This window comes from Dokdonella sp., assembly GCF_035511235.1.
Lineage (GTDB): Bacteria > Pseudomonadota > Gammaproteobacteria > Xanthomonadales > Rhodanobacteraceae > Dokdonella.
The window spans coordinates 33738-50823 of the sequence record NZ_DATKFQ010000006.1 but is presented as its reverse complement, the minus strand read 5'-3'; the positions used below and the strand labels follow the sequence as shown (position 1 = coordinate 50823).

General features: G+C 69.8%; 17 protein-coding genes and 1 pseudogene. 7 read left to right on the top strand and 11 right to left on the bottom strand.

Annotated features, from left to right (window positions below; all coding sequences use genetic code 11):
• Positions 1 to 10: 10 nt before the first annotated feature.
• The 7 genes from VMR06_RS03355 to VMR06_RS03325 all read right to left on the bottom strand — a co-directional run bounded on the left by VMR06_RS03355 (position 11) and on the right by VMR06_RS03325 (position 5107).
• Positions 11 to 634: a cytochrome c3 family protein gene (locus VMR06_RS03355; RefSeq protein WP_325372984.1), complete on the bottom strand. Its 624-nt coding sequence runs from the start codon at positions 632 to 634 to the stop codon at positions 11 to 13.
• Complete coding sequence (locus VMR06_RS03350; RefSeq protein WP_325372982.1) at positions 631 to 1137, bottom strand: nitrate reductase cytochrome c-type subunit; 507 nt, start codon at positions 1135 to 1137, stop codon at positions 631 to 633. The genes VMR06_RS03355 and VMR06_RS03350 overlap by 4 nt, the downstream gene beginning before the upstream one ends.
• Positions 1134 to 3626, bottom strand: a complete 2493-nt coding sequence (gene napA / locus VMR06_RS03345; protein ID WP_325372980.1) for a periplasmic nitrate reductase subunit alpha — start codon at positions 3624 to 3626, stop codon at positions 1134 to 1136. The genes VMR06_RS03350 and napA overlap by 4 nt, the downstream gene beginning before the upstream one ends.
• Complete coding sequence (locus VMR06_RS03340; protein WP_325372978.1) at positions 3623 to 3916, bottom strand: chaperone NapD; 294 nt, start codon at positions 3914 to 3916, stop codon at positions 3623 to 3625. Before VMR06_RS03340 ends, napA begins: the two co-directional genes overlap by 4 nt.
• Complete coding sequence (gene napF / locus VMR06_RS03335) at positions 3909 to 4415, bottom strand: ferredoxin-type protein NapF (RefSeq protein WP_325372976.1); 507 nt, start codon at positions 4413 to 4415, stop codon at positions 3909 to 3911. The genes VMR06_RS03340 and napF overlap by 8 nt, the downstream gene beginning before the upstream one ends.
• Positions 4412 to 4573 (bottom strand): periplasmic nitrate reductase, NapE protein, encoded by a 162-nt coding sequence (napE, locus tag VMR06_RS03330; RefSeq protein WP_325372974.1) that lies wholly within the window; start codon positions 4571 to 4573, stop codon positions 4412 to 4414. The genes napF and napE overlap by 4 nt, the downstream gene beginning before the upstream one ends.
• A gap of 258 nt (positions 4574 to 4831) precedes the next feature.
• Positions 4832 to 5107, bottom strand: coding sequence for a hypothetical protein (locus VMR06_RS03325; protein WP_325372972.1), 276 nt, complete (start codon positions 5105 to 5107; stop codon positions 4832 to 4834).
• Between the two features lie 13 nt (positions 5108 to 5120).
• Between VMR06_RS03325 and VMR06_RS03320 the strand changes: the two genes are divergently transcribed.
• Positions 5121 to 5819: a hypothetical protein gene (locus tag VMR06_RS03320; protein WP_325372970.1), complete on the top strand. Its 699-nt coding sequence runs from the start codon at positions 5121 to 5123 to the stop codon at positions 5817 to 5819.
• Positions 5820 to 6117: 298 nt separating this feature from the next.
• On the opposite strand, the pseudogene VMR06_RS03315 reads toward VMR06_RS03320, so the two are convergent.
• Positions 6118 to 6585: pseudogene (locus VMR06_RS03315) on the bottom strand (DUF1456 family protein); the annotation flags it as partial.
• Between the two features lie 129 nt (positions 6586 to 6714).
• On the opposite strand from VMR06_RS03315, the gene xth reads away from it, so the two are divergent.
• Both xth and VMR06_RS03305 read left to right on the top strand, forming a co-directional pair.
• Positions 6715 to 7521 carry an exodeoxyribonuclease III gene (gene xth, locus VMR06_RS03310; protein ID WP_325372968.1) on the top strand — a complete coding sequence of 269 codons (807 nt, stop codon included), beginning with the start codon at positions 6715 to 6717 and terminating at the stop codon, positions 7519 to 7521.
• Positions 7522 to 7686: 165 nt separating this feature from the next.
• Positions 7687 to 7959 carry an ACT domain-containing protein gene (locus tag VMR06_RS03305; protein ID WP_325372966.1) on the top strand — a complete coding sequence of 91 codons (273 nt, stop codon included), beginning with the start codon at positions 7687 to 7689 and terminating at the stop codon, positions 7957 to 7959.
• Positions 7960 to 7996: 37 nt separating this feature from the next.
• Here the strand turns inward: VMR06_RS03305 and VMR06_RS03300 are convergent, their stop codons facing one another.
• The 3 genes from VMR06_RS03300 to VMR06_RS03290 all read right to left on the bottom strand — a co-directional run bounded on the left by VMR06_RS03300 (position 7997) and on the right by VMR06_RS03290 (position 12398).
• Positions 7997 to 10747, bottom strand: a complete 2751-nt coding sequence (locus VMR06_RS03300) for a serine/threonine-protein kinase (RefSeq protein WP_325372964.1) — start codon at positions 10745 to 10747, stop codon at positions 7997 to 7999.
• Positions 10744 to 11331 carry an ECF-type sigma factor gene (locus VMR06_RS03295; RefSeq protein WP_325372962.1) on the bottom strand — a complete coding sequence of 196 codons (588 nt, stop codon included), beginning with the start codon at positions 11329 to 11331 and terminating at the stop codon, positions 10744 to 10746. Before VMR06_RS03295 ends, VMR06_RS03300 begins: the two co-directional genes overlap by 4 nt.
• 173 nt (positions 11332 to 11504) lie before the next feature.
• The gene (locus VMR06_RS03290) at positions 11505 to 12398 is read right to left on the bottom strand and encodes a hypothetical protein (protein ID WP_325372960.1); all 894 of its coding nucleotides are present in this window, start codon (positions 12396 to 12398) and stop codon (positions 11505 to 11507) included.
• Here VMR06_RS03290 and VMR06_RS03285 point away from each other — a divergent pair.
• From VMR06_RS03285 to VMR06_RS03270, 4 genes are all read left to right on the top strand, one after another.
• A complete protein-coding gene (locus VMR06_RS03285) occupies positions 12316 to 14145 on the top strand; it encodes a hypothetical protein (protein ID WP_325372958.1) in 1830 nt (609 codons plus the stop codon). The two genes, VMR06_RS03290 and VMR06_RS03285, sit on opposite strands and share 83 nt — an antisense overlap.
• Positions 14146 to 14336: 191 nt before the next feature.
• Positions 14337 to 15479, top strand: a complete 1143-nt coding sequence (locus VMR06_RS03280; RefSeq protein ID WP_325372956.1) for an SPFH domain-containing protein — start codon at positions 14337 to 14339, stop codon at positions 15477 to 15479.
• A gap of 22 nt (positions 15480 to 15501) precedes the next feature.
• Positions 15502 to 16812 (top strand): TFIIB-type zinc ribbon-containing protein, encoded by a 1311-nt coding sequence (locus VMR06_RS03275; protein ID WP_325372954.1) that lies wholly within the window; start codon positions 15502 to 15504, stop codon positions 16810 to 16812.
• Entirely contained in the window at positions 16809 to 17069 is a 261-nt protein-coding gene (locus VMR06_RS03270) for a hypothetical protein (RefSeq protein ID WP_325372952.1), read from the top strand. The genes VMR06_RS03275 and VMR06_RS03270 overlap by 4 nt, the downstream gene beginning before the upstream one ends.
• Positions 17070 to 17086: the final 17 nt, after the last annotated feature.

Below are 17086 nucleotides of genomic sequence, written 5' to 3'. Positions count from 1 at the left end.
GTCGCGATCGCTAGCCCTGCGGTATGCCCCGCATGTCGGGCAGCTGGTGCGCGATGCCCTTGTGGCAGTCGATGCAGGTCTTCTCGCCGGTGCCCAGATACAGCTGATGGATCTGTGCGGCGCGCGGTGCCTGGCGCGTGAGATCCATCGAGTCGTACTGATGGCAGTTCCGGCATTCGAGCGAGTCGTTGGCTTTCAGACGCGCCCACTCGTGCTTGGCGAGCTCGAGCCGGTTGTCGAGGAACTTCTCGCGCGTGTCGATCGATCCGAAGATCTTGCCCCACACTTCCTTGGAGGCCTGCATCTTGCGCGCCATCTTGTCGGTCCAGTCGTGCGGCACATGGCAGTCCGAGCAGATCGCCCGCACGCCCGACCGATTGTTGTAGTGGATCGTCGTCTTGAGCTCGGCGAACACGTTGCTCTTCATCTCGTGACAGCTGGTGCAGAACGCCTCGGTATTGGTCGCCTCCATCGCGGTGTTGAATCCGCCCCAGAACACGATGCCCGCGATGAAGCCGCCGAGCGTCAGGAAGCCCAGGCTGAAATGCAGGCTCGGCCGCCACAGCGTGGTCCAGAACGGCGCAATCCGGCTGCGAATGCGCCCCGGTATCGCACGAAGCCGCCTGCCGATCATCGGACGCCTCCTTCCGGAATCGTCGTGTTGAGACCCTCGTACCGGTTCGCGATCAGCGGCTGCGCGTCGGTCTGGACGACGTGACACTGCACGCAGAAATAGCGGCGCGGCGAGATCTCCTCGAGGATCTTCCCGTCGCGCGTCGCGTAATGCGCCGGGCTGACCGGCGGCGCAAGGAAGGTCTGCGCATTGGATCGCGTGTGGCAGAGCATGCAGCGGTTGGTGTTGCGCGTGAGCTGGTAGTTGTCGATCGAGTGCGGAATCGTCGGCGGCTGCATTTCGTAGTTCACCGGACGGATGCGGTCGAAATTCTCGACGCGCGCCATCGCCGGCGGTGTCGCATCCGCATCGATCGGCACGCCGCGCCGCATCGGGTCGATCTGACCGGGCGCGCTGATCAGGACCGGGGCGCTCGGCGCCCGGTGCGGCGTCTCCTCGTGCTTGGCCCCGCATCCGGCCAGCATCGCCGAGGCGAGCAGCGCGATCGTCGCGACCGCTTTCATGCCATCACCACCTTGACCGCGCACTTCTTGAAGTCGGTCTGCTTGGAGATCGGACAGGTCGCGTCCAGCGTCGCCTTGTTGATGAGCTGGGCGGCATCGAACCAGGGCACGAACACCACGCCGGCCGGCATCCGGTTGCGGCCGCGCGTCTCGACCCGGCTGCGTATCTCGCCGCGCCGCGAGACGATCCGCACCTCGTCGCCGCGCTTGAGTCCACGCGCCTTGGCGTCGTCGGGATTCATGAAGACGACCGCCGACGGGAACGCCTTGTAGAGTTCGGGCACGCGCATCGTCATCGATCCGGAGTGCCAGTGCTCGAGCACCCGTCCGGTCGACAGCCACAGGTCGAACTCGGCGTCCGGAGACTCCGCGGGCGGCTCGTACGGCAGCGCCCAGATCACCGCCCGCCCATCCTTGTTGCCGTAGAACTGCCAGCCACTGCCCTTCTTCACGTAGGGATCGGTGCCTTCGTGGTAGCGCCAGAGCGTTTCCTTGCCGTCCATCACGGGCCAGCGGATGCCGCGTGCCGCGTGGTAGGCGTCGAACGGCGCGAGGTCGTGGCCGTGGCCGCGCCCGAACTCGGCGTATTCCTCGAACAGGCCCTTCTGCACGTAGAAGCCGAACGCGGCCGCCTCGTCGTTGGCGTAACCGGCCTCGACTTGGTCCACCGCAAACCGGTCCACCTTGCCATTGCGGTACAGCACATCGAATAGTGTCTTTCCGCGATACTCGGGATGGGCGTCGAGCAGTTCGGCCGGCCAGCACTCCTCGGTCGTGAAGCGCTTGGAGAACTCCATCAGCTGCCACAGGTCCGACCGCGCCTCGCCCGGCGCCTTGACCAGCTGGTGCCAGAACTGGGTGCGCCGTTCGGCGTTGCCGTAGGCGCCTTCCTTCTCCACCCACATCGCGGTAGGCAGGATCAGATCGGCCGCCTGCGCGGTGACGGTCGGATACGGATCGGAGACGACGATGAAGTTCTCGGGGTTGCGATAGCCCGGATAGCCCTCGTTGCCGAGGTTCGCCGCGGCCTGCATGTTGTTGTTCGCCATCACCCAGTAGGCGTTGAGCTGGCCGTCCCTGAGCATGCGGTTCTGCTCGACGATGTGATAGCCGACCTTGTCGACGATCACTCCGTGCGGAACCCGCCAGATCTCCTCGGCGTGCTTGCGGTGCTCCGGATCGGTCACGACCAGATCGGCCGGCAGGCGATGCGCGAACGTGCCCACCTCGCGTGCGGTGCCGCAGGCGGACGGCTGGCCGGTCAGCGAGAACGGACTGTTGCCGGGCGTGGCGATCTTTCCGGTCAACAGGTGGATGTTGTAGACCATGTTGTTGGCCCAGGTGCCGCGCGTGTGCTGGTTGAAGCCCATCGTCCACAGCGACATCACCTTGACCGCAGGATCGGCGTAGAGCTCGGCCAGGTGCCTGAGCCAGCCCTGCTCGACGCCGCTCAGCACGGCGACGTGCTCGAGCGTGTAGGGCTCGACGAACGCCTTGAACGCCTCGAAATCGATATCCGCGCTGCCGGTGGGATCCTTGGCGTGGGCCGCTGCAAGTTCGAGCGGATGGTCGGGACGCAGGCCGTAGCCGATGTCGTCGTTGCCGCGCTTGAAGCGGACGTGCTCGCCGACGAAGGCCTCGTTGACGCGCCCGCTCTGGATGATGTGGTTGGCGATGTAGTTGAGGATCGCCAGGTCGGTCTGCGGCTTGAAGATGATCGGGATGTCGGCGAGGTCGAAGCTGCGGTGTTCGAACGTCGACAGCACGGCGACCTTGACGTGATCGTGCGAGAGCCGCCGGTCGGTGACGCGTGTCCACAGGATCGGATGCATCTCGGCCATGTTCGAGCCCCAGAGCACGAACGCGTCGGCGGCTTCGAAGTCGTCGTAGCAGCCCATCGGCTCGTCCATGCCGAAGGTGCGCATGAAGCCGGTCACCGCCGAGGCCATGCAGTGACGCGCATTGGGATCGATGTGATTGGAGCGGAACCCGGCCTTCATCAGCTTGTTGGCGGCATAGCCTTCCCAGACCGTCCACTGGCCCGAACCGGCCATGCCGATACCGGCGCCGCCCTTCGCCCGCAGCACGCGCTTGAACTGCGCGGCCATGACGTCGAACGCCTCGTCCCAGCTCACCGGCTCGAAGTCGCCGTCCTTCGCGAACTGCCCGTCCTTCTTGCGCAGCAGCGGCGTGGTCAGGCGGTCGGTCCCGTACATGATCTTGGACAGGAAGTAGCCCTTGATGCAGTTGAGTCCGCGGTTGACCTCGGCCTCTGGATCGCCGTGCGTGGCGACCACGCGGTTGCCCTGCACGGCGACCTGCACGCCGCACCCGGTTCCGCAGAAGCGGCACGGTGCCTTCGACCACTTGACCTCCGGTGGCGGCTGCGCGGCGGCGGCGTCCGCGAAGCGGACCGGCACCGCCATGCTCGCGGCGGTGGCGGCCGCGCCGACGGCGCTGGCGCGGATGAACTCTCGGCGTGTGGTCATCGCGGATCGTCCTCGTGGGCAGCGGGCTGGAGGATGTCGTCGAGCGCAGCGCGCGCCTCGGCGTGGTGATAGACGAGACTGGCGCTGATGACGCCCCGCGTCGCCTGGATCGCCTCGATGCAGGCGAGCATGTCGCGCGTGCCTTCGCCTTCGTGCAGCACGATGCAGCGCCCGGCCTCGCGCGTGGCGACCTCGGCACCGGGCATCGCGGCGACGAGCCGGTCTATCGACGCGGCCGCATCCGGGCGATGACGGACGACGATGCTCGCGATATGGATCTCCTCATCCATCGCACGCCTCCGGCGCGGACAGCGCGATGGCAGAGACCGGACACACGCCGATGCAGGCACCGCAGCCGGTGCAGCGCGATGCGTCCAGCTCCACGCGTGCGCCGCCCAGCGCGGGCCGGAAGCGGATCGCAGCCTCGCCGCAGGCATCGCGGCAACTGAAGCAGGTCACGCCGTTGAGGGTCAGACACGAGGGGGCGACCTCGGCCCGAATCGTCCAGGGACCGGCCGCGTCGGCTGCGAGCGCGCCCGATTCGCAGGCATCGACACATCTGCGGCAGAACACGCAGGCACCGAGGCTCGGATCGAACACCGGATGGCCCGCCTCGCCGCGGCGCAGCACCTGTTCGGGGCAGGCGGCGACGCAGGCATCGCAGGCCGTGCAGAGATCGAGGAAGCGCGCTTCGGCGATCGCCCATGGCGGGCGCAGCTGACGTGCGACGGGCTCGCCTCCGCGCAGGAATGCGCGGCGTCCCGGCGAGAACGGCACGTCCCCGTTCATATGCCCGGCGGCCCGTTGACGAGCTGCCACATCCAGACCAGAAAGCCGTACGCGGCGACCACGCCGACCGCGAGCACCGGAAACAGCACGACCGTGATGAACAGGAAAAGCTGGAGTTCCCTGCGCTTCGAGCCGGAATCGACGATGCCTGGCTTCATGAGATCCATCCTGATCCGCCTGACCGACCCTAGCGCGATATCGAGGCGATCAAAGCGACACGGTTCACACCCTATCGGTGCCGGCAAACCCGGCTCGGCGCCTCGATGCGCGGTGCATCGCAACAATCCGCGCGCCTGTCCGCGCGCGTTCGCCGCGGCGATCGGCCGCCGTCCGGATCGGTCCGGGATGCGCCGCGAGCGCGACCGTCGTCGGCGCGGCGCCCGTCGCGCGGCGGCGCGGCCGCGCACCGGCCGGTATCACCGCCGCCGGACATCGAGCCGCGCCACGCGCGGCGCCGCGAAGCGAGCGTCCGCGACGGGACGCAGCGCAACATCACCGACAGGCAGGCCCTTTTCGTTCAGGCGCAGCAAGCTGCTATCGGGCGATGCGGCCACTTCGCGTGCGCGCATCGCCGATGGCGCCGCCTTTCGGCGACACGACGTCGCCGCGAGGCATTCTCGATCGGCCAGCGTGACGCTGCCTTCGGCTTGGGCTAACGTGACCGCCGGTCGCCAAAGGGGTATCGCTCGCATGATCCGGACTCGCATGTGGCTGGCGGCGCTGGCGGTCCTCTGCGCGCTCGGCCTGTATGCGTTGCGCCCGCGGCAGGCTGTCGTGCCGGCCGATGCGCCGGCCGAGCCGGCAAGCCGAGCGGAGACGGCCGCCGCGCCTGACGCGGCGGCCGAGTCCGCGGTTCGATCACCGGACAGGCGCAACCCGCCGGCCGCCGCGCCGCAGCAGGCGCACGAAGCGCAACCGTCGGTGCCGCCGGTCCCGGCACTGCCGCCCGACCACCTGGAAGCGGAGACGCCGCTGCTGGCGGAGATCGATGGCCATCGGGGACTGGACGGCGCCGCCGTCTCGGCGCTGATCAGAGGCGACCGGTTTTCGGACTTCATGGATCGGCTGCAGCGCGAAGCGGCCACGTCTGCGCTGGCGCTGGACCTCACCGAGCTCTACGCGCAATCGGCCGAGCAGGCCCGTGCCGGCAGCGACGACGGCGAACTGGCGATTCGCCTCGTCTGCGGACTCACCGTCTGCGCCGTCTCGGCAGCGGCGCCCTCCAAGGACGTGTTCGACACCTGGTTCCAGGCCTTCATCGGCAACCCGGAGATCCCGCCGTACGGCGCGGGCCGCTACGACATGCTCACCGCCGCCGGCACCGTCGAGCATCGGATCGTCTTCTCGAGCGATCGCGATCGTCAGCACGTGATCATGCCGCGCACGAGACCGGCAACCCCCTGACGGCGACGCTCGCAGCGGCTCGGGGCACGATGGCCGCGTGTGCCGTCACCGGCACCCGAATCACGCCAGATCGCGCGCCCCGTAGCGATCGCTAACGCGCGCTATGCGCCCGCCTGCGCGCACCGCCTGCGGAAGGACGCCCCCGCGGAGTAGCGGAGCGCCGGCGGGTCCGTCAGCTTCGGGGCGTGTGGCGACCGCGCGGCGCAGCCGGCGCTGGCGCGACCTGCCGGTCCGGAGACGCCGCCGCTCGCGAGCGCGTCCAGACATCAGCGCGCGGCGCTGCGGACGCGGCGCGCGCCGCGCCGCGCAGACGCAAGGTCAGGCCCTTGAGGAAGTTGCGCAGCATCTGATCGCCGCAGGGCCGGTAGTTGCGGTGCCCGGGCTGGCGGAACAGCGCGGAGAGCTCCGGCTTGGACACGGCGAAGCCCGCCGCGGCGAACACCTCGTGCATGTCGGCGTCGGTCAGTTCGAAGGCGATGCGCAGCTTCTTGAGCACGAGGTTGTTGCTGATGCGCGCTTCGATCGGGCGCGCCGGCTGGTTCTCGTTCCGTCCGCGACGATGCACGATCAAGCCGTCGAGGAAGCGCGCGAGCACGGCGTCGCTGCACGGCTGGTGGCCGGGCTCGTCTTCCTTCAGCAGCCATGCGCGGACCTCGTCCTTGTCGAGAACGAAAGCGGGATCGGCCAGTTGAACGATGTCGATCACCTTGGGCTCGCTGAGGTCGAGCATGAAACGGACACTGCGCAGGACATCGTTGAGGATCATGGATTCAGCATGCAGCCAAGACAGGGCTCGCAGTGTACCCGCGAGGTGCCTGCGATCGCGGCCCCTTCGATTGCGGCATCGGCGTCCCAGGGTACTCTGGGGTGCCGCCGCGCAACAGGACACGCCACCATGCCCGCACGCGCCACGCTCCGCATCGCCACGTTCAACGTCAACGGCATCGGCACGCGCCTGGGCCATCTGCTGGCGTGGCTCGAGCGCGAGCAACCGGACATCGTCGCGCTGCAGGAGCTCAAGGCCAGCGACGAGGCGTTCCCGATCGCCGACATCGAGGCGGCCGGCTATGGCGCGCTATGGAGCGGCCAGCGCAGCTGGAACGGCGTGGCGATCCTCGGCCGCGGCGTCGGGCCGGTCGAAAGTCGCCGCGGCCTGCCCGGCGATCCCGGCGACACGCAGAACCGCTATCTCGAAGCGGCCGTGCACGGCGTACTGGTCGGCGCGCTGTACCTGCCCAACGGCAATCCGCAGCCGGGGCCGAAGTTCGACTACAAGCTGGCCTGGATGGCGCGCCTGACCCGGCATGCCGAGAGCCTGGTCGATCTGCCGCATCCGGTCGCGCTGATCGGCGACTACAACGTGATCCCGACCGACGCGGACGTCTACGACCCGAAGGCCTGGCGCAAGGACGCCTTGTTCCAGCCCGAGGTGCGCGAGGCCTTCGCGCGCCTGCTCGAACAGGGCTGGACCGACGGCCTGCGCGAGGCGCACGGCCCCGGCACGATCTACACGTTCTGGGACTATTTCCGGCAGCACGCCGAACGCGACCGCGGCCTGCGCATCGACCATCTGCTGCTGAACCCGGCGGCCGCCAAAGGCCTGCGCCATGCCGGCGTCGACCGCTGGGTGCGCCTGCAGCAGAAGGCCAGCGACCATGCGCCGACCTGGGTCGAAATCGCCAGGCCGCGATCTCCGCGCTGAGCCGCGATCCGCGCGCTCCGCCGGATCGCCCGGCATCGGTCCGGTCGTGATGCGCCTGCGCTGACATCGTGTCACCGGTCGGCCGCGCTTTCGCGTAGAGACCAGGCGGGTCTGTGCGGCCGATCGCGCAGGCCCGTGACGAATCGCATCCCGACGAGCCCCCACATGGTCTTTGATGTTCGAATCGAAATCGACGACGCGACCGGCGCGCTCGTACTCGCGCTGGCGACCGTCGAACGGCGCGGCTACACGATCCGCGCCGTGCAGGCCTGGCGGGCCGATCCGGCATCGCCGATGCGCGTGCGGATCGGCGTGGAGTCCTCGCGCCCGATCGAGCCGCTGCTGCGCCATCTGCGCAACCTGTGCGACTGCATCGAAGCGGAGATCGACACGAATGCCGACGGCGCGATGCGACCGGCGCATGGCGACGGCGCCTGATGTCCGCAGCGCGACCCGGCGGCCGGTCGCCGCCGACTCACGAGAACGTCGTCAGCCAGGCGTAGTGGGTCGGCGCGGCGCCGCCCGCCGCCTGAAGCGCTTGGCGCGCATGCGCGCGTCGCCCGGCCATGCGGTCCGGCATGGCGCGCTCGGCGAGCATCCGGCCGATCAACAGATCGAGTTGCCAGACCTGCGGCCGCTCGGCACTGCCGAGGGCGGCCGCCAGTTCGCCGCGCATCGCTTGCAGCTGGACCAGGGCTTCCGGATCGCGTGCGACGGCCCATTCGATCCAGGCCTGATGCGCGCGGCTGCGCAGCGTGGCCGGCGCGGCCGGCCCGAGACTGTCGGAGAACTGGCGCACCGCCGCGGCGATGTGACGGCGCGCGCCGGCCGTATCGCCGTCGGCCAGGGCGCAGCGCGCCAGGCCGTCCTCGATCTCGCCGAGCTCGGCACTGGGCCCTACGCCGACGCGCCCGGTGGTCTCCTCGAGCGCGATGCGCAGATCGCTGCGCGCGCCGTCGATGTCCGCGCGCTGCAGGCGCAGCTCGCCGAGCATCCAGCGCGCACGCGCGACCAGCCTGGTCGGCCCGCTCTGCCGACGCAGCGCATCGACGCGGCTCGACAGCTCGCGCAGGTCCGGCGTGGTGTCGCCTGCATACAGGGCGATCTTGAACCGCGTCATCTCGATCAGCGCGCGCTGGTCGGGATTGAACACCTCCAGGCGGCCGACCGTGTCGCGCACCTCGGCCGACAGCGCGGCGGCGGCGGCGTAGTGCCCGACCCAGGCCTCGCACTGCGCGATCTGGTTGGTCGCGACCAGGGTGCTCTGATGCAGCGGGCCCAGCGTCGAGCGCATGCCGGTCGCGATCTGCCGCAGGGGCTCGATCTGTCCGGCGCAGTCGCCGAGCGAGACGCGCGCGACCGCGACGTGGAAGCGCCGATTGAGCGCACGCTCCTGGCTGTCCTGGCCGCCGGCGGCGAACAAGGCACCGGCCCGCTCGAGCAATGGAATCGCCGCCTGCGCGTCGCCGCCGTTGAGGCGCAGGAAGCCGGCCAGCTCCAGCGCCGGCGCGAGCTCGGCGGCTTGCGTGTCGGGCGAGCGCTCGTACCAGGCCAGGGCGCGGTCGACGTCGTGCAGGGCCGCCTGCTGCTCGCCGAGCCCGCTGCGCGCCCGCGCGCGCATCAGCCAGGTCGCGGCGGCAAAGCCGTCCTCGTGCTGCGCGGCGACCGGCGCCACCTCGTCGGTCAGCGCGACGATGTCGGCGTGGCGGCCGAGCCGCTCGCTGGCGACGAAGTAGGCGTTGACCGCGGCAAAGTAGGCACCGCGCTGCGCGCCGGCGCCGGCGCCGGCGCGCAGCAGATCGATCGCGATGCGTGCGTAGCGCGCCGCGTCCTCGTGCATGCCGAAACCGGCGAAGGTCTGCGCGAGCTCGGTCAGCAGCAGACCGCGCGTCGCCTCGTCCAGATCGGTGCGCGCGTTCAACTTGGCCGCGGCCGCGGTCAGCAGGTCGCGCGCGCGCACGTCGGCCGCCTGGTTGTTCTGCGGATCGCCGCTGCGGAACACCTCGCGCAGGAACGCGATCGTCGTCGCCGCGTGATTGCGCTCCTGCTCGACGATCCGCCGCTGCCGCGCCTCGGACGCAGCGCGGTCGATCGCGAACAGGCTGGTCACGACGAGGCCGGCGACCAGGACCGCGATCGTCGCGGTCGCGATCGGGTGGCGGCGGATCCGCTTGAGCATGCGGTAGCCGAGCGAGCCGTCGTGCGCGAGCACCGGCAATCCGTCGGCCCAGCGCAGCAGATCGTCGGCCAGTGCGCGTGCCGAGTCGTAGCGGTCGCGCGGGTCGGGCCGCGTCGCCTTGGCGATGATCCGCCGCAGATCGCGCGGCAGCCGCCGCACCGTCGCGGCGCCCGCGCGATGCCCGGCCGTCGCGCCGTCCGGTCGCGTGGCCTGCGCAAGCGGCGGCTCCGGCTCGGCGTCGCCGAGCAGGTCCTGCGCGATCAGCCCGAGCTGGTAGACGTCGCTGAGCGTCGTCGCGAGCTCGCCGCGCAGTTGCTCGGGCGAGGCGTAACCGGGCGTCAGCGGCACCAGCACGGTCTCGTTCGCATTGGCCTCGTCGAGCAGCTTGCCGATCCCGAAATCGAGCAGCACCGGCTCGCCGTGCGCGTCGACCATGATGTTGTCGGGCTTCAGATCGCGGTGCAGCACCATCGCGCTGTGCGCGAAGTGGACGGCCGCGCAGACCTTCGCGAGCAGGCGGATGCGATCGGCGAGCGCCGGCAGATGGCGGCGGCAATGGTCGAGGATGTCGACGCCGTCGACGTAGTCCATCGCGAACCACGGCTCGCCCGCTCCGGTCACGCCGGCATCGACGAAGCCGGCGATGTTCGGATGCGACAGCCGCGCCAGGATCCTGACCTCGCGGCGCGAACGGCGCGTGGTCAGCGCAGCGACGTGACGGACGAACTTCAGCGCGACCGGCCGGTCGACCTCGTCGCAGCGCTCGGCGAGGAATACCTCGCCCATGCCGCCGGCACCGAGCGCGCGCACCAGCCGGAACCGCCCGGCGACGATCTCGCCGGGCGCATGCCGGTGCGCCGCGTCGTCGTCCTCGAGCGCATCGCCCTCCAGCGCGATGCCGACCAGGCGACGCACCTCGGCCTCCAGCCGGGCGTCCTCCTGCGCGAGCAGTGCGTACCGACTCTGGCGCGCCTCCGGACCGAGCTCGAGCAGACGATGGAACTCCTCGCGCAGGCGGCGCCGCCAGCGCGTGCGCTCGGCGTTCACGGCTCGAGCCGTTCGCGCAGCCAGATCTTGGCGAGCGCCCAGTCGCGGTAGACCGTGCGCTTGTCGAGCTGGAGGATCGAGGCCACCGCCGGCACGCTGAGCCCGGCGAAGAAGCGCAGCTCGACGATCGCGGCCAGGCGCGTGTCGACCTCGGCCAGCGCGTCCAGCGCCGCGTCGACGGTCAGCGTCGTCTCGCTCGAGGACAGCTCCGGGCAGTTGAGCGCCTCCTCGAAATCGACGCGGGTCCAGCCGACGCCGCGCTTGTCGGTGCCGCTGCGGCGCGCACGGTCGACCAGCAGCTGGCGCATGATGCGCGAGGTCAGGCCGAAGAAATGCGCCGCATCGTCCAGACGAACCGGTTCCTTCGCCTCGACCAGGCGCAGGAAGACGTCGTGGACCAGGGCCGTGGGCTGCAGCGTGTCCTGCCCGCGCCAGCGCCCCATGATCCGCGCGGCCATGCCGCGCAGATCGGCGTAGACCAGCGGCAGCAGCTCGTCGAGCGCGGACGGATCGCCGTCGCGCGCCCGCGCGAGCAGATCGTCCATCGCACGCGCAACGGCAGGATCGACCTCGTGAGCGGACATGGCGTCCCCATCGCCGGCCTCGGCGGGACGCAGTATGCCACTCGTGCGCGGCGGTGCCGCGCCGATCGGGATCGCAAGCGCAGCACTCACGGCGAGGCGGGCGGCGGCACGCCGCCGCCCGCCGCTGCGTGCCCGGCCGGATGTGCGATCGAGCCGGCCGCCCGCGAACCGATTCACTGGACCGTCAGCGCCACCGGCACGGCCAGCCGACGCGAGGTCGGATCGTTGTTGGCGATGCACAGCGTCGCCTGGTAGGCGCCCGGCGCCAGTCCGGCGGCGTCGATCAGCACCTGGACCGTGCTCGGGTCGTCGCCTTCCGGATCCGGCGCGGTGCTGCCGCTCGGCACGGCGTACGACAGCCACGGCACGCTGGCCGGCGTCGCGCAGCGGTTGCCGTCGCGCGCGGCGATCGCGAAGGTCTCGATGAACGTGCCGGCCGGCGCGATGCCGAGCGGCGTCGTCGTGCCGTCGATCGGGTCGACGCGGTACAGATGCATCGGCGATGCCTCGTTGTTGACCAGAAAGAAGGCGGCCAGATACAGGTCGCCGCTGGCCTGGTCGAAGACCAGATCGGCACCGGGCCAGTACGCGTCGATGTCGACGTCGATCGCGGCGATCGGCAGCGCCTGCGCGGTGGTCTTGTCGATCGCGTAGAGCATGCCCTCGGGCAGACCGATCGCGTACATCAGGCCGTTGCGGTCGATCGCGATGTTGCCGATGCAGTCGGTGCCGGTATCCGAGGTGCCGACGTAGACGCCGGTCGGCGCCAGCGGATTGGAGAACTCCATACTGAACAACGTGCCGCCGCAGCGCGTGCCGTCGGCCGACAAGGTCGAGGCGCTCAGGAAGCTGCGCTGCGTCACCGGATCCCACTGCAGCGCCCGCATGAAGCTGCGCGGCAGCAGACCCGGCGGCACGTTGTGCAGCACCGGCGTGTAGGTATTGGTGGACTCGGCGCCGCTGAGCAGGTCGAACCAGTGGAACATGCCCGAGAACGTGCGCAGCGTGCCGAAGTCGTTCGACGGGAAATCGGCGCTGACGTACGTGGAGGAGGATGTGACCGGCATGTCGAGGAAAGCCGACACGCCGCCGCCCGGATGCGCCGGATCGAAGCTGCCGATGCGCCGATTGCGCGTGCCGTCGCCGTTGTCGACCAGCGCGATCGCGACGCCCGGCACCGTATCCGAACCGCCCTCCGTCGCCGGCCGCCAGCGCGGTCGGTGCCGGCACCGCCGGCATGTGCGCGGTCGCGGCCGCTTCGCCGAGCCGCCATTCCAGCGTGCGGTTGCCGCGATTGATGATCTGCAGCGGCACGCTGCCGGCGCTGCCGGACGGCAGCGTCGCGGCCAGACCCTGCGCGGCCGACGGCAGCGTCGAGATCGTCGGACGGCCGACGTTGATCGTCACCGGCGGCGCCGTGGTCGTGAACAGCGTGCTGAACTGCGGCTTCCAGACGATCGACAGGCCGTCGTGCAGCGACGGCGTCGCGTACGAGAACTGGCTGGCACGGAACCGGTCGAACTGCAGGCCGATCGTCGCCGAGGCGCCGCGATCGATCGCGGCATTGCCGGCGCCGAACGCCGTCGTGCGGTAGTTGAACTCGATCGCGCCGTCGCGCTCGCGGAACACCGCCTGGAACGTCAGCTCGTTGCCGCTCGGATCGAGTACGCCCTCGTGTCCCATGCGATGCCACTGCACGACGAACTTGCGGTCCGGCGCCTGGCCGAGCGTCGCGTAGAGCACACGTCCGATGCCGTCCGCCGCATACAGCGCATCCCAGTACGGCGCGACGAACGGCGGATACGCGGCCACCGTCGAGGTCGCCAGCGGATCGTTGAAGCCGTCCATGAAGCAGGTGTCCTGGTTGAAGCTGATCGCGCCCTTGGCGGTGATGCAGGCGGTGGTGACGAGGCCGTCGTACAGATCATCGGAGAAGCGGAACGCGAACGGCATCGGCACGTAGGTGCCGACCTGCAGCGCGCCCAGGTCGGTGCCGATCGCCGAGATGTCGACGAACTGCGCCGGCGGCGCGCCCGCTTCCATGCCGTCGGCGAAGATCCGGTCGGCCGGCCCGGATGCGTCCTGCACGGTCCAGTCGAACGTGCTGCGCGCGTGCTCGGCGCGCCAGGTCAGCCGGCGCGTCTGCGACTGCGTGCCGACCGTGAACGGCACGATCAGCGGCAGCGGGAAATCCCAGCCGGCCGGCACGAAGAACGAGCTCATCGGCGCGACCAGGCCGAGCGAGGCGTCGCTGAACTCGTGGAAGTAGAGATCCTCGCTGCTGCCGTTGTGCATGAACGCGCAGAGCACGGCCTGGTCGCCGGGCGTCAGGTCGGCGCTGGTCGAGCCCTGCAGGCACGGCGTGAACAGATCGGCCGGATCGGTCACGCGGCCGACCACCGCGGTCAGCGCGGTCGCGCCCTCCGCGGGCACCGCGCCGGCAGCGTAGGCGGCCGGTATGGCGGCCGTCGCCGCGAGTGTCGCGATCAGCGCGCCCGTGACGCGGCCGCCGGCTGTGATTCGTATCGTTTGCATCGTGCCCTCCCGGTGGACCCGGCTCATCGTCGTTGTCGTGGCAGCGGCCGCCGGTCGAGGAGCCGTGCTCCTGATCGATACGCGAAGCTCTGGGCAAACGGTGACACGATCGTGTCGACGACCCGGCACGCTGCCGCCAGCGGCTGCCGCCGATCGCGGCCTCCACCGACACCGGCTCTGCGTCAAGTCGTTGAAACGCATGGAAAGCGCGGCACGGGCCGCGACCGCCGACGCACCTCGGCGACCGCGCCGGAGAACGTCGCCGGCCGGCCGGCATGATGCGGCAGCCCGGTGCCGCGGCCGGCCGGTCGCCGTCGCGTTCGCACCGGCCGGCTCGTTCCGGCCCGGCCGCCGAAGCGCGCCGCCGCTACCGAAGTTTTCGCGCCGGCGCGTCCGCGCCGAACGTCGGCGACGGTATAGTGCGCCGGCATGGCGGGACCGTACCCGGCCACGAATACGCAGGAGTCGTCATGGGTCTGATACAGGCAGCGGTAGGGGCGATCGGCGGCACGCTGGCCGACCAGTGGAAGGACTTCTACACGGTGCCGGCCGGCCTGCCGGCGACCGCGGCGCTGTTCGCAGCCGTGCCGCAGGGCACCAATGCCGGCCGCGGCTCGAACACCAAGGGCTCCTCGAACATCATCAGCAACGGCTCGAAGATCGTCGTGCCCGAAGGCTACGGTCTGCTGCTGATGCAGGACGGCGCGCTGACCGGCTTCGTCGCCGAGCCGGGCGGCTACGAGTGGCGCTCGGACGACATCAACTCGAAATCGATTTTTGCCGGCGACGGCATCGTCAGCCCGCTCATCTGGCAGAGCTGGGAGCGCTTCAAGTTCGGCGGCCAGCCCGGCTCGCAGCAGGCCGCGTTCTTCGTCTCGCTGAAGGAGCTGCCGGACAACCGCTTCGGCACGCAGTCGGAGATCTACTGGGACGACGGCTTCCTCAATACGCAGGTCGGCGCGGTCACGCGCGGCTCCTACACGCTGAAGATCGTCGACCCGATCCTGTTCGTGAAGAACTACGTGCCGGCCGCCTATCTGCAGACCGGTCAGGTCTTCGACTTCACCGATCTCGACAACGCCGCGGCCAGCCAGCTGTTCAACGAGGTCGTCAGCTCGCTCGCGCCGGCCTTCAGCCTGTACAGCAACGATCCCGGCAAGGGCAATCGCATCACCAAGCTGCAGCAAGACTCGCTCGGCTTCGCCAGGAGCCTGTCCGACGCTGTCGAGCAGGCCTACCAGTGGAAGTCCGACCGCGGCCTGGCGATCGTCAAGACCGCGATCGTCTCGATCGAGTACGACGCCAACACGCGCGAGCTGCTCAAGACCGTGCAGCGCGCCGACGCGCTGTCGGGCTCGCGCGGCAACTCGAACCTGCAGGCCAGCGTCGCCCAGGGCATCCAGTCCGCCGGCGAGAACGGCGGCGCGGCCGGTCTGGTCGGCGTCGGCATGGCCTCCGGCATGCTCGGCGGCATCGGCAATCTGCAGCAGCCGGCCGCACCGGCCGCCGACGATCCGGTCGGCCGGCTCAAGAAGGCCAAGGAGATGCTCGACCTCGGCCTGATCACGCAGGCCGACTACGACGCGCTGAAGGCCAAGGCGCTGGGTCTCTGACGCCGCCGGGCACACCGCGACCATGTCCGATCCCAAGACGCCGCCACCGGCTCCGCCGGTGAGCGGCCCCGGTTCGCCGCAGGACGTACCGCCGCTGCCCGGCAGCCAGCCGATCGATCCGGCGACGCTGCCCCAATCGATCCGCGACGAGCTCGAGGCGCCCGATCCGGCCGCGATCGACACCGCCTCGGCCGAGCTCAAGGACGGCATCAACCGCTGTCCGAAGTGCGGCAGCACCGAGATCCGGCACAAGCCCGGCACCGACCTGCTGGTCTGCCTGTACTGCCGCAACGAATGGGACGGCGCGCGCGTCGAGGAGGCGTTCGGCCTCGGCGAAGGCCTGCGCGACCTGCGCGGCACGGTCGTCGCGTCCGGCGCGCGCGACATCGCGGCCGACGCCGCCAGCCTGATGAGCTTCAAGTGCACCGCCTGCGGCGCCGAGGTCACGGTCAACACCGAAAGCACGATGACCGCGCGCTGCCACTGGTGCCGGCACGTGTTCGGCGTCAACGAGCAGATCGCCAACGGCGCGGTGCCCGATGCGGTGCTGCCGTTCCACATCAGGAAGGACGATGCCGTCGCGCGGATCCGCCAGTTCGTCGACAAGCGGCGGATGTTCGCGCTGAAGGCGTTCAAGGAGCAGTTCACGCCCGAGAACGTCGTCGGCGTCTATCTGCCGTACATGATCGTCGACGGCAATGCCAGCGCCGACGTCGCCGGCAAGGGCGAGATCAAGACCCGCGAATACACGCGCGGCAGCGGCAACGACAAGAAGACCTATTACGACGCCGACATCTACCAGATCGAGCGCCACGTCGACTTCACGGTCGACGACCTGCCGCTCGAGTCCTCGACCGAGCGCGGCAATCTCGACACACGCGTCAACACCAACAACATCATCAACACGATCCTGCCGTTCGACACCAAGAACGCCGTGAAGTGGAACGCCTCGTACCTGGTCGGCTTCACGTCCGAGAAGCGCAACCGCGACGTCGAGCATCTGCGGCCGCGCCTGGAAGACCAGCTGCTGTCGATCGCGCGCGCCCAGGTCGAATCCTCGACCGGCCGCTACGACCGCGGCGTGCGCTGGGAACAGGAGCAGCTCGATGTGCACGGCACGCGCTGGGTGTCGATGTACCTGCCGGTCTGGCTGTACTCCTACCACCAGCCCGGCCGCAACGGCGGCCTGCTGCACTACATCGCCGTCAACGGGCGCACCGGCGAGACGATGGGCAGCGTGCCGGTGCAGCAATGGAAGCTGCTGACGGCGGCGCTGACGGTCGGCACCTTCATCGAAGGCATCGTGCTCTGGATCCTGGCGGCTTCATCATGAGCGACGACAACGGACTCTGGCTGCTGGCCCTCGGTCCCACCGGCGCGACCGCGCTGTACTGGGCGCTGTACCGCTACTACCGCAACACCGACAAGTCGCACGCGTTCGAGCGCGAAACGACCGTCGAGGCGCAACCGGTGACCGGCTCGGATCGCAAGGTCGACGAGATCAAGGGCACGCGCGCCTCGCGCATCAGCGGCGAGAACGGGGGGGCGTATCGGACGCGGGTGCAGCGGGTATCTGGTGATTCGAGCTGATGCTCGTTTCGCTAGAG